The following is a 13,345-nucleotide window of genomic DNA, read 5'->3' on the forward strand; positions in this document are numbered from 1 at the left end:
CTCCGTCAGTGCTGTGTTTGCCAGCGCAGCGTGTGCTTTTCGACCGCACGCAGAGCCAGGTTGGAAACGAGGCCGATCGCGCCGAGCAGCGCGATGCCGGCGAACAGGTCGGCCGACTGGAACGACCGGGCGGCGAGCAGGATCGCCGTGCCGAGGCCGGCTTGCGACGCCAGCATCTCGCAAATGATCGCCAGGATCAGCGCCACTGTCATCGACAGGCGCATGCCGGCCAGGATGTCGGGCATGGCATTGGGCAAGCCCATCTTCCAGGCGAAGGCCGGCCCCGACATCTGCAGGCAGCGCGCCACTTCCTTCAGCCGCGGCTCGACCTCGGCGAAACCGTGAATGGTGCCGAGCAGGGTCGGCCAGAGCGAGCCGAAGGCGACGACGGTCAGAGCCATGGCCGGCGACAGGCCCATCAGGGCGATGGCCACCGGAATGATCGCCGAGGCCGGCAGCGGCCGCAGGAATTCGAGCGTCGGCTGCAGGTAGTCGCGGGCGGTCCTGGACAGGCCGATGGCGGCGCCGAGCACCACGCCGATCAGGCCGGCGAGCAGCCAGCCCTGCAGCATGCGGCCGACCGTGCCGATGGTCTGGCTCAGGAGGTCGCCGCGCCGGAAGCCGTCGATCAGCGCGGCCCAGGCATCGAACGGGTTGGGCACGAAAGCGCGCGACACCGTGCCGGTGACGGCGGCGAGCCACCACAGGAACAGGATCGCCGCGACGACGGCGAGCGAGCCGGCAAACAACAGGATATCGCGGGTTTTCACGTCCGGGCCTCCGCGGCGATCCGCTGGTGGCGGAACAGCCGTCCCTGCAGGACATTGAGGCCGGCATTGACGGCCCAGCCGATGAAGCCGATCCAGAACAGCGCGGCGAGCATCAGTTCCGGCCGCAGCGTCTGCTGGGCGATCATCAGCATATAGCCGAGCCCCTGCGGGTTGGCGGCGATCTCGACGGTGACGGCGACCACCAGGGCAAAGCCGGCGGCAAGGCGCAGCGCCACGAAGATGCGCGGCATGGCGGCCGGCAGCACGATCTTCCACAGCCGCTGCGTGGGCGTCAGCCCGATCACCTTGGACACTTCGAGCAGGCGCGGCTCGATCTGCGAGGCGGCGGCCTGCGCCAGGATCAGGCAGGGCCAGAACGTCGCGAAACCGACGATCGCCATTTCGATCCGGTAGCCGAAGCCGAAGACCAGCAGCGCCAGCGGGATGAGCGCGACCGACGGGATCGGCCGGAACAGCTCGACCGAGGGCGTGGTCAGCGCGATCGCCGTGCGCGACAGGCCGATGAGGAAGCCGAGGACAAGACCGCTGAAGGCGCCGAGCACCAGTCCGCCAACGGCGCCGACCAGCGTCTGCAAGGTGGCGAGCGCCAGCGTACCGTCGGCCAGCGCCTCCACCCAGGCCTTGGCGACCAGGGTCGGCGGCGCCAGGCTTTCGGAAGCGGCGCCCGGGCCGCGGAACCAGATCTCGGCCGCCACCAGCGCGGCAAGCGGCAGGGCGATCGCCTTGGCCCAGCGTGTCGAAGAGCCTGACATCAGCGAGCCCGACATCAGTGGCCCTCTTGCATCATGTCGAACAGGTCGCGCCGGAGCCTGAGGAAGTCCGGGTGCTCGCGGGTGGTCAGCTGGTTGCGCGGGCGCGCCAGAGGCACATCGACGATGCGGGCGATGCGGCCGGGATGCGGCAGCAGCGCCACGACGCGGTCGCCGAGATAGAGCGCTTCTTCCAGGTCGTGGGTGACGAAGAACACGGTGGTGTTGCGCTCGGCGGCGAGCGCCAGCACCTCGTCCTGCAATTGCTGGCGCGTCATCGCATCGAGCGCGCCGAACGGCTCGTCCATCAGCAGGACCTTGGGTTCCTGCGCCAGGCAGCGGGCGATCTGCAGGCGCTGCTGCATGCCGCCCGACATTTGCGAGGGAAATTTCTGGGCGTGATCCTTCAGGCCGACCTTGGCCAGCAGGGTCTCGATCAGCGGGCCCTGCTCGGCGCGCGGCATGCCGGCCGCCTCCAGCGCCAGCGCGACATTGCCCTTGGCGTCGCGCCAGGGCAGCAGCGCGCGGCCATAATCCTGGAACACCACGGAGACCTCGCGGCTCGGTCCCGTAATCGGCCGGCCGAACGAGGTGACGCTGCCGGCGGTGGCGGCGACGAGCCCCGCCACCACGCGCAGCAGCGTGGTCTTGCCGCAACCGGACGGGCCCATCACGCAGATGAACTCGCCCGGCTTCACGTCGAGCGTGACGTTTTCCAGGATAGGCTTGCCGCCGAGCTCCACACGGAGCCCGGCGAAAGCGATGGCGGCGTCGTTCGCTGGCGACCTGGCGAGCATCTCGGGCTTGCTCACGGCAGGACGACGTTGGCCGCGACCGGCTGGCCGCGCAGCATTTCCTGCTCGCGCATGATCTTGATCCAGTAGTCGATCTCGGCGACCGAGATCGACGGCTTCTGCGCCGAGATGATCGCGGTGGCCAGCACCGCCGGCGGCAGCGCGATATATTTGCCGATGATGGCGCGGACCTTGGCGTCATTGGCCTTGTCGGCGACGAAGGCCGAACCCTCGGTCAGGCCGTCGCGGAACGCCTTGATCAATTGCGGGTTCTTGGTCGCCCAGGCCCGCGTGGTCGAATAGAGGATCGCCGGCAGGCCGGCCGGCAGCTCGGTGTGGAAATAGGACACGACGCGGCCGATATTGCCCTGGACGATGCGTTCCATGATCGGCGAGCCGGTGATCAGGCCGTCGACCGAGCCGCCGCGCAGGATGTCGGCCATTTGCGGGAACGGCGTCTCGACGAAGGTGACCTTCTTCCAGTCGGCGCCCTTCTCGGTCATCCACTTGCGGAACAGCACGTGCAGGAAGGCGCCGAGGCCGGGCACGCCGATGCGCTTGCCCTCGGCCGACTTGGCGTCGGTGATGCCGGCGCCGACCTTTTCGACGAAGCCGTAATTGGCGACGTCCTTCGACGTCACCGAGCCGCCGGCGACCGCCACCAGGTCGAGGCCGCCGTCATTGGCCTGCAGCATGACCGAGGGCGTCGGGCCGCCGATCTGCACGCTGTCGGCCTGCATGGCGGCGGGGATGTTGGAATTGAGCGCGATCAGCTGGAAGCCGACATCGAGGCCGCGCGAGCGGAAATAGCCCTGCTCCTGGGCGACGAAGGCGGAGGTGAAATCGGCAACGGCGGTATAGCCGAGCAGCACCTTGGTCGGGGCCTGGGCGTTGGCCGGAAGGCCGGCGAGCGCGGTGCCGGCGGCAAGGCCGCCCGTGAACGAGCGGCGGGTCAGTTTGGTCATGGACAATGTCCTCCTAGACGAGCGTGTTCGGGTCCGGATCTTGGTTGCCCGGTTGCTGTTGACGATGGAAGGTTAAGGGGTGGGCGGCTCGGCCTCCGGCCTGGCCGGGGCCGGACGGGTCGCCGCGAAGGCGCGCAGGCCGGCGGCCGCGAAAACCACCGCGCGCGACAGCAGGGCTTCGGTGTCGCGGTCGGATGTCGCGCCGTCGGAAAGCCGGTCAGCGCGTCCGGTCGGCGCCATCTGGGTCAGCGCCGAGCCGATGATGAACAGATAGCCCCAGGTCGCGTCGGCGAGCGTCAGGTCGGGCAGCGCCATGCGCAGCGCCTCGATATAGCGCTTGGCCATGGCGTCGTAGCTCGCCGCGATCAGCCCCTGGGACCAGGGATTGTTGGAGGCGCCGGTGGTCAGGATCAGGTTCGCGAAATAGTGGCCGCCGCGCGTCGGATCGTAGCCGGCCTCCACGGTCGGCCTGAGCAGCGAGTCGACGATCTCCTCCACCGTCAGGCCGCCACGCGCGATCATGGTGTCGAGGCGGGCCAGCCGGATGCGGTTGATGGCGCCCGAGCGGCGCGCGAACATGGCCTCGAACAGGCCTTCCTTGGTGCGGAAGTGATAATGCAGCAGGGCTTGGGCGACGCCCGCCGACTGGGCGATCTCGCGCATGCTGGCGCCGTCGAATCCACATCTTGCGAAAAGCCGCTCGGCCGCGTCGAGGATCTCTTCCTTCGACGTCGGCTTGGCGCGGATTTTCGCAAGCGGTTGGGACATGAGTGGCCGTGGCAGCGTGACTGACTGTTCGATCAGTCAAGCATGCGGCGAGGCCCGGCGCAAGGGGCTTTCTCGGTGCCGCGCGTCAGCCGGGATAGGCCGAATGGCGGAGCGATAGATGGTCGCGGGTCGGTTGCGCGCCGAGGCCGGGCGAGCGCTCCATCCCGGCCGCTGCGACTTCACCTCGTGGCGGCGGGGTCCGCTTTCGGGCATTCGCGTCAGCAGGACGGCACGGCTCGGTCCGGGCCGGGCCGTGGCCATCGCCCGTCAGGTTTTCGAAGGTGGCGCCGCGCGCCGAAGGCGAGCACATGCTGGCCCTGCGATCGGCGGTTCTCAGCTTCTTGTCTGCTGGTGTTCGATGTCGACCGGCGGCCGGCCGGGCCGCGCCGGTCTCCGGCCCGGCGCGCTACCAGGCCAGCACGCGCCGGCCGATGGCGGCGCCGGCAATGGTCATGGCGCCGATGGCGATGGTGTACCAGGTCGCGACGAACAGCGGCGAGTCGTCGACGCAATGCATGCCGTAGAACAGCGCGGCAATGGCGCCGGCGGCGAAGCCGGCAATGGCGCCGGCCCGTGCCGGGTCGGCCGGGGCGGCGGCATTCATGGCGATCAAAATGGCGGCCAGCGGCGCGGCCGCCAGGAAGGGGATGGTAACCAGGCACAGGGCCCAGTTGCGGCCGATCAGGCGTGTGCCGTAGACCGCCGGTGCCTGGGTCGCCAGCTCATGGCCGAGGCCGAACAGCATCAGTGCGGCCGGCACCACCAGCACCACCGGCGACAGCACGCCCTCGGGGCGCGACACCGCCCGAAGCAGCGCGATCGCGCTGACCGCCAGGGTCGCGGCATAGACCATCTTCAGGTCGAACAGCATCGATGTCGCGGCGCTGGCGAGATCGGGGCGGGGCTTGACCGCCAGCATCAGCAGCGCGAAGGCGATCACGGCCGAGAAGGCCAGCGCCAGCGTCAGCCGGCGCGCGGCGGGCGCCCCGGTCAGTGCGGCATCGCGCGACAGCGCGGCGATCAGGTCATCGGTCTTCATCGTGCGTCACAGGCTCCCGCGCAACATCTTGGCAAGGCCGCTGAGGCCCCGGTGCAGCGCCACGCGGACCGCGCCCTCGCTCATCGACAGGGCGCTTGCCGTCTCCGCCGTATTGTGGCCGTCGACGAACATCGCGCGGATCACCGCCTTCTGACCGCCGGGAAGGTTCTCGGCGAGCTTGACCACGTCGCGTGTGGCGATCTCGGGTTCGTTCGAGGGGGTCGGAATCACCTCGGCCAGCGCGTCGATATCGACCTCGCCGGTCGAGCCGCGACGGCGCAGCGCGTCGATCAGCTTGTGCCGGAGGATCGCGCGGATCCAGGGCAGCAGCGGTTCGGTGGCGATCCAGCTGGAGCGCTTGGTATGAATGGCGATCAGCACTTCCTGCACGATATCCTCCGCTTCCGCGGTCGATCGTCCGGCGCGCGCGAGGCCGCTCCGGGCGATCATCCGCAAGAATGGCGCAAGCTCGCGGAGCAGCCGCCCATAGGCTGCCTCGTCGCCGGCCAGGCCTGCGCGCATCAGCGCGCGCCACTCGTCGTCGCGATCTCTCACCTCGGACCCATTGCCCTTCTTCGCGACGCAACGCCCAAACGTTACGGCCGGTGCGGATGGAACGGCGCGGCGCCGCCGTGCTGGGGCCAGAGGTAGCACCGTTTTTCGGCGGCGCGAAGATGGCGATGCGGCGAGGTTTCGGGGCGGCGGGCCCCCGCTGCGAACCGGCGTGCACGGCCGCGACGGAATCAAATATGTTGACGTTTACGTAAACGTACGCTAGATCACCGCGATCGTGGCAAGACCCTGCCGCGCCTGACGATCGAGGCTCTCTCGGGATGACGCAAGCGCTGATCCTTGATGCCCAGGGACGCGGTTCGGCCGCGACGCTCGCCGATCTCGTGGCGGGGGCCGGCGGCGGTTCGCCGGCCGCGACCAAGGATTTCCTGACCATCCGCGAAATGACCCGCGAATTCGGCGTGACCGCCCGCGCGTTGCGCTTCTACGAAGAGAAAGAGCTGATCGCGCCGGTGCGCAATGGCCAGGACCGGCTCTACTCGCGCCGCGATCGCGGCCGGCTTCGGCTGGTCCTGATGGGCAAATGCGTCGGGTTCTCGCTGGAGGAGGTCAGGGCCATGCTCGACCTCTACGACCTGGGCGACGGCGGCGTCACACAGATGAAGGTGGCGCGCGGCAAATATCGCGAGCAGGTCGCCCGTCTGCGCGGCCAGAAGCGCGACATCGACGCCGCCATCAACGAACTCGAGCGGGCCATCACGGTCATCGACCAGAGGCTCGCGGCCAAGAACGGCACCGCAAACGCCACCACGGGCGCCGCGCCCGCGGCCGACTGACGTCATGCCGGCCGCCCGTCGGCCGGTCCAAGCCAATCCCCCGCACGGCCAAGAGGTGCGGGAGGTCTTGAGGGAGAAGAGCCATGCCGGTCTACAAGGCCCCTGTCGAGGACACTCTGTTCGTTCTGTACGATGTGCTGAACATGGACAATTACGGCAACCTGCCGGGCTTCTCGGACGCGCCGCGCGATCTGGTCGAGGCCGTGATCAACGAAGGCGCCAAGCTCTGCGAAGAGGTGCTGCAGCCGCTCAACGTGGTCGGCGACACGGTCGGCTGCCATCGCAACGACGACGGTTCGGTCACCACCCCGCCGGGCTTCAAGGCGGCCTATGAACAATATCGCGAGGGCGGCTGGCTGGCGCTGTCCGCCGACCCCGAATATGGCGGCCAGGGCCTGCCGGTCGTGATCAATGCGGTGATCGGCGAATATCTGTCGTCGTCGAACCTCGCCTGGGCGATGTATCCCGGCCTCACCCAGGGCGCCATGGCGGCCCTGCACGTCCATGCCAATGACGAGATCAAGCGCACCTATCTGCCCAAGATGGCCTCGGGTGCCTGGACCGGCACGATGAACCTGACCGAGCCGCATTGCGGCACGGATCTCGGGCTGCTGCGCACCAAGGCGGTGCCGCAGGGCGACGGCTCCTACAAGATCTCCGGCCAGAAGATCTTCATCTCGGCCGGCGAGCACGACATGTCCGACAATATCGTGCACCTGGTGCTCGCCCGCATCGAGGGCGCGCCGGCCGGCACCAAGGGCATCTCGCTGTTCGTGGTGCCGAAATTCCTGCCCGACGGCGCCGGCGAGCCGGGCGTCCGCAATCCCGTCTCCTGCGGCAAGATCGAGGAGAAGATGGGCATTCACGGCAACTCGACCTGCGTCATGAATTATGACGAGGCGACCGGCTGGCTGGTCGGCCAGGAGAACAAGGGCCTGCCGGCCATGTTCGTGATGATGAACGAGGCGCGCCTGTCGGTCGGCCTGCAGGGCCTGTCGCAGTCGGAAGTCGCCTATCAGAACGCCGTCACCTATGCCAAGGACCGCCTGCAGGGCCGTTCGCTGTCCGGCCCGAAGGCGCCCGACAAGCCGGCCGACCCGATCATCGTGCACCCGGACGTGCGCCGCACCCTGATGACCATGCGCGCCGTCAACGAGGCCGGCCGCGCCCTGGTGCTGTGGACCGCGCTGCAGGCCGACGTGCATCATCGTTCCGAGGATGCCGCCGAAAGGCAGAAGGCCGACGACCACATGGGCCTGATGACCCCGGTGGTCAAAGGCGTGCTGACCGATCTCGGCTTCGACAATGCCGTCAAGGCGCAGCAGCTCTATGGCGGCCATGGCTATATCAACGAATGGGGCATGGCCCAGTTCGTCCGCGACGCTCGCATCACCATGATCTACGAGGGCGCCAACGGCATCCAGGCGCTCGACCTGGTCGGCCGCAAGCTCGGCGCCAATGGCGGCCGCGCGGTGATGAGCTTCTTCAACGAGGTCGGCACCTTCTGCGCGCAGAACAAGGACGATCCGGCGCTCGGCGCTTTCGTCGGCTCGCTGTCGAAGGGCCTGAAGGATCTGCAGGCCGCCACCATGTGGTTCATGCAGAACGCACTCGCCAAGCCGGACAATGCCGGCGCCGGCTCGACGCCCTACATGCATCTCTTCGGCCTGGTCGCGATGGGTTATATGTGGGCGAGGATGGCCAAGGCGGCCAACCAGAAGCTTGCCGCAGGCGCCAACGGCGCGGAGGAGCGGATGAACGCCAAGCTCGGCGTCGCGCGCTTCTTCTTCGAGCAGATGATGCCGGAAAGCGGCGCGCATCTGGCGCGCATCACCGCCGGCGCGGATTCGATGATGGCGCTGTCGGCCGACGCCTTCTGAAGGCTGTGATCGGAGGGCCCGCCGCGACCGGCGGGCTCTCCCGAATGACCAATGGAGGCGGCCGCGCATTCGATGGTGTAACAGCACTTCGAACTGCGACAGTCGCTTGAAAAAGAGCCTTTGGGAGTTTCTCGATGAGCGCGCTCAACCTGCCGAAGCCAGCCTGGCACACCGAGGAGCACCAGATGCTCGCCGACAGCGCCAAGGCCTTCCTCGCCAAGGAATTCGTGCCGAATATCGACCGCTGGACCGAGGCCGGCGTGATGGACCGCGACGCCTGGACCAAGGCGGGCGAAGCCGGCCTGCTGTCGGCCTCGATCCCTGAGGAATATGGCGGCTCCGGCGGCAATTACAGCCATGAGGCGATCATCGCCCACGAGATCGGCCTTGCCGGCGCCGACAGCTGGGGCTGGGCGATCCACGGCCCTATCGTCGCACCCTATATCTTCCACTACGGCACCGACGAGCAGAAGAAGCACTGGCTGACCAGGATGGCGACCGGCGAGCTGGTCGCGGCGCTCGCCATGACGGAGCCGGGCGCCGGTTCCGACGTCCAGGGCATTCGCACCAAGGCCGAGCGTTCGGGCAATGGCTGGGTGCTGAACGGCTCGAAGACCTTCATCACCAACGGCCAGCACGCCAACATGATCGTGGTGGCGGCCAAGACCGACCCGAGCCAGGGCGCCAAGGGCGTCTCGCTGTTCGTGGTCGAGACCGACAACGCGCCGGGCTTCCGGCGCGGCCGCAAGCTGAAGAAGCTCGGCCTCGACTGGGCCGACACCTCGGAACTGTTCTTCGACGACATGAAGCTGCCGGCTGAGGCCCTGCTGGGGTCCGAGCCGAACCAGGGCTTCTACCAGATGATGAAATCGCTGCCGCAGGAGCGCCTGACCATTGCCGGCGGTGCCGTCGCCATGATCGAGCGGGCGCTGACCCTGACCATCGACTACGTCAAGGAGCGCAAGGCTTTCGGCAAGCGCATCCTCGACTTCCAGAACACCCAGTTCGAACTGGCCGACATGAAGACCCAGGCGACCATGGCCAAGGTCTTCTACGAGTACTGCGTCGGCCTGCATATCGAAGGCAAATGCGACACCGCCATGGCCTCCATGGCGAAGTACAAGCTCTCCGACTTGCAGAACACCATTGTCGACCGCTGCCTCCAGCTGTTCGGCGGCTACGGCTTCATGGACGAATATCCGATCTCGCGCATGTACCGCGATGCGCGCATCCAGCGCATCTATGGCGGCACCAACGAGATCATGAAGCTCTTGATTTCGCGCACGCTCTGAGGCGTCGCGCCCGAAGGCTCGATACGGGAAAGGAACCCGCCATGACCGATGTTTTCGTCTACGACCACGTCCGCACGCCGCGCGGCAAGGGCAAGGCCGACGGGTCCCTGCACGAGGTGACAGCGCTCGAACTGGCGACCCAGGCGCTGCGCGCCATCAAGACGCGCAACAATCTCGATACCAGGCGCCTGGTCGACGATGTCGTGCTCGGCTGCGTCGATCCGGTCGGCGAGGCCGGCGGCGACATTGCCCGCATCGCCGCGCTCAAGGCCGATTACGGCCAGGAGGTCCCGGGCATTCAGATCAACCGCTTCTGCGCCTCCGGCCTCGACGCGGTCAATTTCGCCGCCGCCCAGGTCATGGCCGGCCAGCACGACATGACGGTCGCCGGCGGTGTCGAGAGCATGTCGCGTGTCGGCATGGGCGCCTCGGGCGGCGCCTGGCCGGCCGACCCGTCCATCGCGGTGAAGAGCTATTTCCTGCCGCAGGGCGTCTCGGCCGACCTGATCGCCACCAAATACGGCTTCTCGCGCGCCGATGTCGACGCCTATGCGGTGGAGAGCCAGAAGCGTGCCGCCCGGTCCTGGGAAGAGGGCCGGTTCAAGAACTCGGTCGTTCCGGTCAAGGACATCAACGGCATCACCATCCTGGCCCATGACGAGCACATGCGGCCGTCGACCACCATGCAGTCGCTGGCCAGCCTCAATGCCTCCTTCGTCATGATGGGCGAGGCCGGCGGCTTCGATGCGGTCGCGGTCCAGGCCTATCCGGAGATCGAGGGCGTCACCCATGTCCACCATGCCGGCAATTCCTCCGGCATCGTCGACGGCGCCGCCGCCATCCTGCTCGGCAACAAGGACGCCGGCACCGCCGCCGGCCTGAAGCCGCGCGCCCGCATCCGCGCCTTCGCCAATATGGGCTCGGAACCGGCGATCATGCTGACCGGCCCGATCGACGTCACCGAGAAGCTGCTGAAGAAGGCGGGGATGACGATCGGCGACATCGACCTGTTCGAGCTGAACGAGGCCTTCGCTTCCGTCGTGCTGCGCTACATGCAGCATTTCGACATTGCCCACGACAAGATCAACGTCTGCGGCGGCGCCATCGCCATGGGCCACCCGCTCGGCGCCACCGGCGCCATGATCCTCGGCACCGTGCTCGACGAGCTCGAGCGGACCGGCAAGTCGACCGCCCTGGTGACGCTGTGCATCGGCGCCGGCATGGGCACGGCGACGATCATCGAGCGCGTCTGAGAGGAGATTGAGACCATGGACCTCAAGAATTTCACCTGGTCGGTCGACGCCGACGGCATCGCGCTCCTCACCTGGGACATGAAGGACAAGTCGATGAATGTCATCGACGAGTCGGTCGGCCAGGATCTCAACGCCGCCATCGACGCGGTGGTCGCCGACCCCGCGATCAAGGGCTGCGTCATCACCTCGGGCAAGGACAGCTTCTCGGCCGGCGCCGACCTGACCATGCTCGAGCGCTCGGGTAAGGCCTATGCGGCCAATGTGAAGGCCAAGGGCGAAGAGGCGGCCATGGTCGCGTTCTTCGAGGACAGCCGCTCGCTGTCGCTGATCCTGCGCAAGCTGGAGACCTGCGGCAAGCCCTTCGTGGCGGCGATCAACGGCATGTGCCTCGGCGGCGCCTTCGAGATCGCGCTGGCGAGCCATGCCCGCATCGCCTCGGACAATCCGAAGCTGCGCGTCGGCCTGCCGGAAGTGAAGGTCGGCCTGTTCCCGGGCGCCGGCGGCACCCAGCGCGTGCCGCGCATGACCGCGACCCAGGATGCCCTGCAGATGCTGCTGAAGGGCGACCAGCTGAAGGCCGACCGGGCCAAGGCCATGGGCCTGATCGACGATATCGTTCCCGCCGCCACCCTGGTTGAGGCCGCCAAGGCCCGGCTGAAGGCCGGCGTCGACCCGCAGAAGCCCTGGGACAAGCCGAAGTTCCGCCTGCCCTCCGGTCCGGTCTACTCGGCCGCCGGCATGATGACCTGGCCGCCGGCCAATGCCATCTACCGGCGCGAGACCTATGACAATTTCCCCGGCGCCCGCGCCATCATGCAGGTGGTCTATGAAGGCCTGCAGGTGCCGATGGACACCGCGCTGCGCATCGAATCGCGCCACTTCGCCCATGTCCTGCGCTCGCCGCAGGCCCAGGCGATGATCCGCTCGCTGTTCGTCTCGATGGGCGCGCTCGGCAAAGGCCTGCGCCGGCCGCAAGGTCTGCCGCCGGCCAAGCTCGGCACGGTCGGCGTGCTCGGCGCCGGCTTCATGGGCGCCAGCATCGCTTATGTGACCGCGCTCGCCGGCATGGACGTCGTCCTGCTCGACCGCGACGTGGAAAGCGCCGAGAAGGGCAAGGCCCATTCGCACAAGCTGGTCACCGACCAGATCAACAAGGGCCGCTCGACGTCCGCCGCGCGCGAGGCGCTGCTCGCCAAGATCAAGCCGACCGCCGACTATGCCGATCTCGCCGGTTGCGACCTGATCGTCGAGGCGGTGTTCGAGGATCCGGCGGTCAAGGCCGACGTGATCAAGAAGGCGGAAGCCGCGATCCGCCCGGACTGTATCTTCGCCTCCAACACCTCGACCTTGCCGATCACCGGGCTCGCCAAGAACTCGGTCCGCCCGGACCAGTTCATCGGCATTCATTTCTTCTCGCCGGTCGACAAGATGATGCTGGTCGAGACGATCATGGCCGAGAAGACCGGCGACCGGGCGCTCGCCACCGCGCTCGACTACGTCAAGGCGATCAAGAAGACGCCGATCGTGGTCAACGACACGCGCGGCTTCTACGTCAACCGCTGCGTCGGCAATTACATCAAGGAGGCCCACCTCCTGCTGATGGAAGGCGTGCCGCCGGCCATGATCGACAATCTCGCCAAGCAGGCGGGCATGCCGGTCGGGCCGCTCACCCTCAATGACGAGGTCGCCATCGATCTCGGCCTGAAGATCCTCAAGGCCACCAAGATCCAGGTCGGTGCCCAGGCGGTCGATCCGCAACAGGAAAAGCTCCTGACCTTCCTGGTCGAGAGCCAGGGCCGTGTCGGCAAGAAGGCCAAGAAGGGCTTCTACGACTATCCGGACACCGGCAAGAAGAGCATCTGGCCGGGCCTGAAGGAGTTCGTCGGCAAGCAGATCGCCGCCGAGGACGTCGACCGCCAGGAGGTCATTGACCGGCTGCTGGTGACAACCGCGCTCGAAGCCGCGCGCTGCGTCGAAGAGGGCGTGGTCACCGATCCGCGCGAGGCCGATGTCGGTTCGATCCTCGGTTTCGGCTTCGCGCCATGGTCGGGCGGCACCCTGTCCTATATCGACATGACCGGCACCAAGGCCTTCGTCGCCAAATGCGACGCGCTGGCCGCGAAGTTCGGCGACCGCTTCGCGCCGAACAAGCTCCTGCGCGAAATGGCGGCGAGCGGCGAGACCTTCTACGGCCGCATGGCGCAGAAGAAGGCGGCGGCCTGAGGCTCGGGCCGGCACTCGGATATCGGAAGCGGGCGGCCCTCGGGCCGCCCGTTTTCGTTTCCGATATCGCCAGGGTCCGATCCGCCGCGCGGGCCGGGGCATGGGCGATGAGCGGGGCGTTTCCTCGAAACACAGGATAATATCGATTGTAGGTGGACGGCATCACCAGAAAGCGGCAGTCTCGCGCGCCGTCGCGGTGAGGGAGCATGCTCCGGCGCCGGCGTCTTGAGCGTTGTCGGACG

The 13,345-nt window shown here is 67.6% G+C and carries 12 protein-coding genes; 5 read left to right on the top strand and 7 right to left on the bottom strand.

Features of this window, described 5'->3' with window-relative positions:
* Window positions 1–5: 5 nt before the first annotated feature.
* From AC07WJ_RS13585 to AC07WJ_RS13615, 7 genes are all read right to left on the bottom strand, one after another.
* Window positions 6–770, bottom strand: coding sequence for an ABC transporter permease (locus AC07WJ_RS13585; protein ID WP_494935122.1), 765 nt, complete (start codon window positions 768–770; stop codon window positions 6–8).
* Window positions 767–1,558: an ABC transporter permease gene (locus AC07WJ_RS13590; RefSeq protein ID WP_494935123.1), complete on the bottom strand. Its 792-nt coding sequence runs from the start codon at window positions 1,556–1,558 to the stop codon at window positions 767–769. The genes AC07WJ_RS13585 and AC07WJ_RS13590 overlap by 4 nt, the downstream gene beginning before the upstream one ends.
* Complete coding sequence (locus tag AC07WJ_RS13595) at window positions 1,558–2,352, bottom strand: ABC transporter ATP-binding protein (protein ID WP_494935124.1); 795 nt, start codon at window positions 2,350–2,352, stop codon at window positions 1,558–1,560. The genes AC07WJ_RS13590 and AC07WJ_RS13595 overlap by 1 nt, the downstream gene beginning before the upstream one ends.
* Window positions 2,349–3,299, bottom strand: a complete 951-nt coding sequence (locus tag AC07WJ_RS13600; RefSeq protein ID WP_494935125.1) for an ABC transporter substrate-binding protein — start codon at window positions 3,297–3,299, stop codon at window positions 2,349–2,351. The genes AC07WJ_RS13595 and AC07WJ_RS13600 overlap by 4 nt, the downstream gene beginning before the upstream one ends.
* 72 nt (window positions 3,300–3,371) lie before the next feature.
* Window positions 3,372–4,067, bottom strand: a complete 696-nt coding sequence (locus tag AC07WJ_RS13605; protein WP_494935126.1) for a TetR/AcrR family transcriptional regulator — start codon at window positions 4,065–4,067, stop codon at window positions 3,372–3,374.
* A 406-nt stretch (window positions 4,068–4,473) separates the two neighbouring features.
* Complete coding sequence (locus AC07WJ_RS13610; RefSeq protein WP_494935127.1) at window positions 4,474–5,106, bottom strand: NrsF family protein; 633 nt, start codon at window positions 5,104–5,106, stop codon at window positions 4,474–4,476.
* A 6-nt stretch (window positions 5,107–5,112) separates the two neighbouring features.
* The gene (locus AC07WJ_RS13615; protein WP_494935128.1) at window positions 5,113–5,661 is read right to left on the bottom strand and encodes a sigma-70 family RNA polymerase sigma factor; all 549 of its coding nucleotides are present in this window, start codon (window positions 5,659–5,661) and stop codon (window positions 5,113–5,115) included.
* Window positions 5,662–5,939: 278 nt separating this feature from the next.
* On the opposite strand from AC07WJ_RS13615, the gene AC07WJ_RS13620 reads away from it, so the two are divergent.
* From AC07WJ_RS13620 to AC07WJ_RS13640, 5 genes are all read left to right on the top strand, one after another.
* Window positions 5,940–6,455: a MerR family transcriptional regulator gene (locus AC07WJ_RS13620; RefSeq protein WP_494935129.1), complete on the top strand. Its 516-nt coding sequence runs from the start codon at window positions 5,940–5,942 to the stop codon at window positions 6,453–6,455.
* 83 nt (window positions 6,456–6,538) lie between these two features.
* Window positions 6,539–8,335 (top strand): acyl-CoA dehydrogenase C-terminal domain-containing protein, encoded by a 1,797-nt coding sequence (locus AC07WJ_RS13625; RefSeq protein ID WP_494935130.1) that lies wholly within the window; start codon window positions 6,539–6,541, stop codon window positions 8,333–8,335.
* A gap of 134 nt (window positions 8,336–8,469) precedes the next feature.
* Window positions 8,470–9,627 carry an acyl-CoA dehydrogenase family protein gene (locus tag AC07WJ_RS13630; protein ID WP_494935131.1) on the top strand — a complete coding sequence of 386 codons (1,158 nt, stop codon included), beginning with the start codon at window positions 8,470–8,472 and terminating at the stop codon, window positions 9,625–9,627.
* A gap of 41 nt (window positions 9,628–9,668) precedes the next feature.
* Complete coding sequence (locus tag AC07WJ_RS13635) at window positions 9,669–10,880, top strand: acetyl-CoA C-acetyltransferase (protein ID WP_494935132.1); 1,212 nt, start codon at window positions 9,669–9,671, stop codon at window positions 10,878–10,880.
* A gap of 15 nt (window positions 10,881–10,895) precedes the next feature.
* Window positions 10,896–13,103, top strand: a complete 2,208-nt coding sequence (locus tag AC07WJ_RS13640) for a 3-hydroxyacyl-CoA dehydrogenase NAD-binding domain-containing protein (protein WP_494935133.1) — start codon at window positions 10,896–10,898, stop codon at window positions 13,101–13,103.
* Window positions 13,104–13,345 lie beyond the last annotated feature (242 nt).

The sequence above is a fragment of the Phreatobacter sp. GW821-FHT04C01 genome (assembly GCF_059420385.1).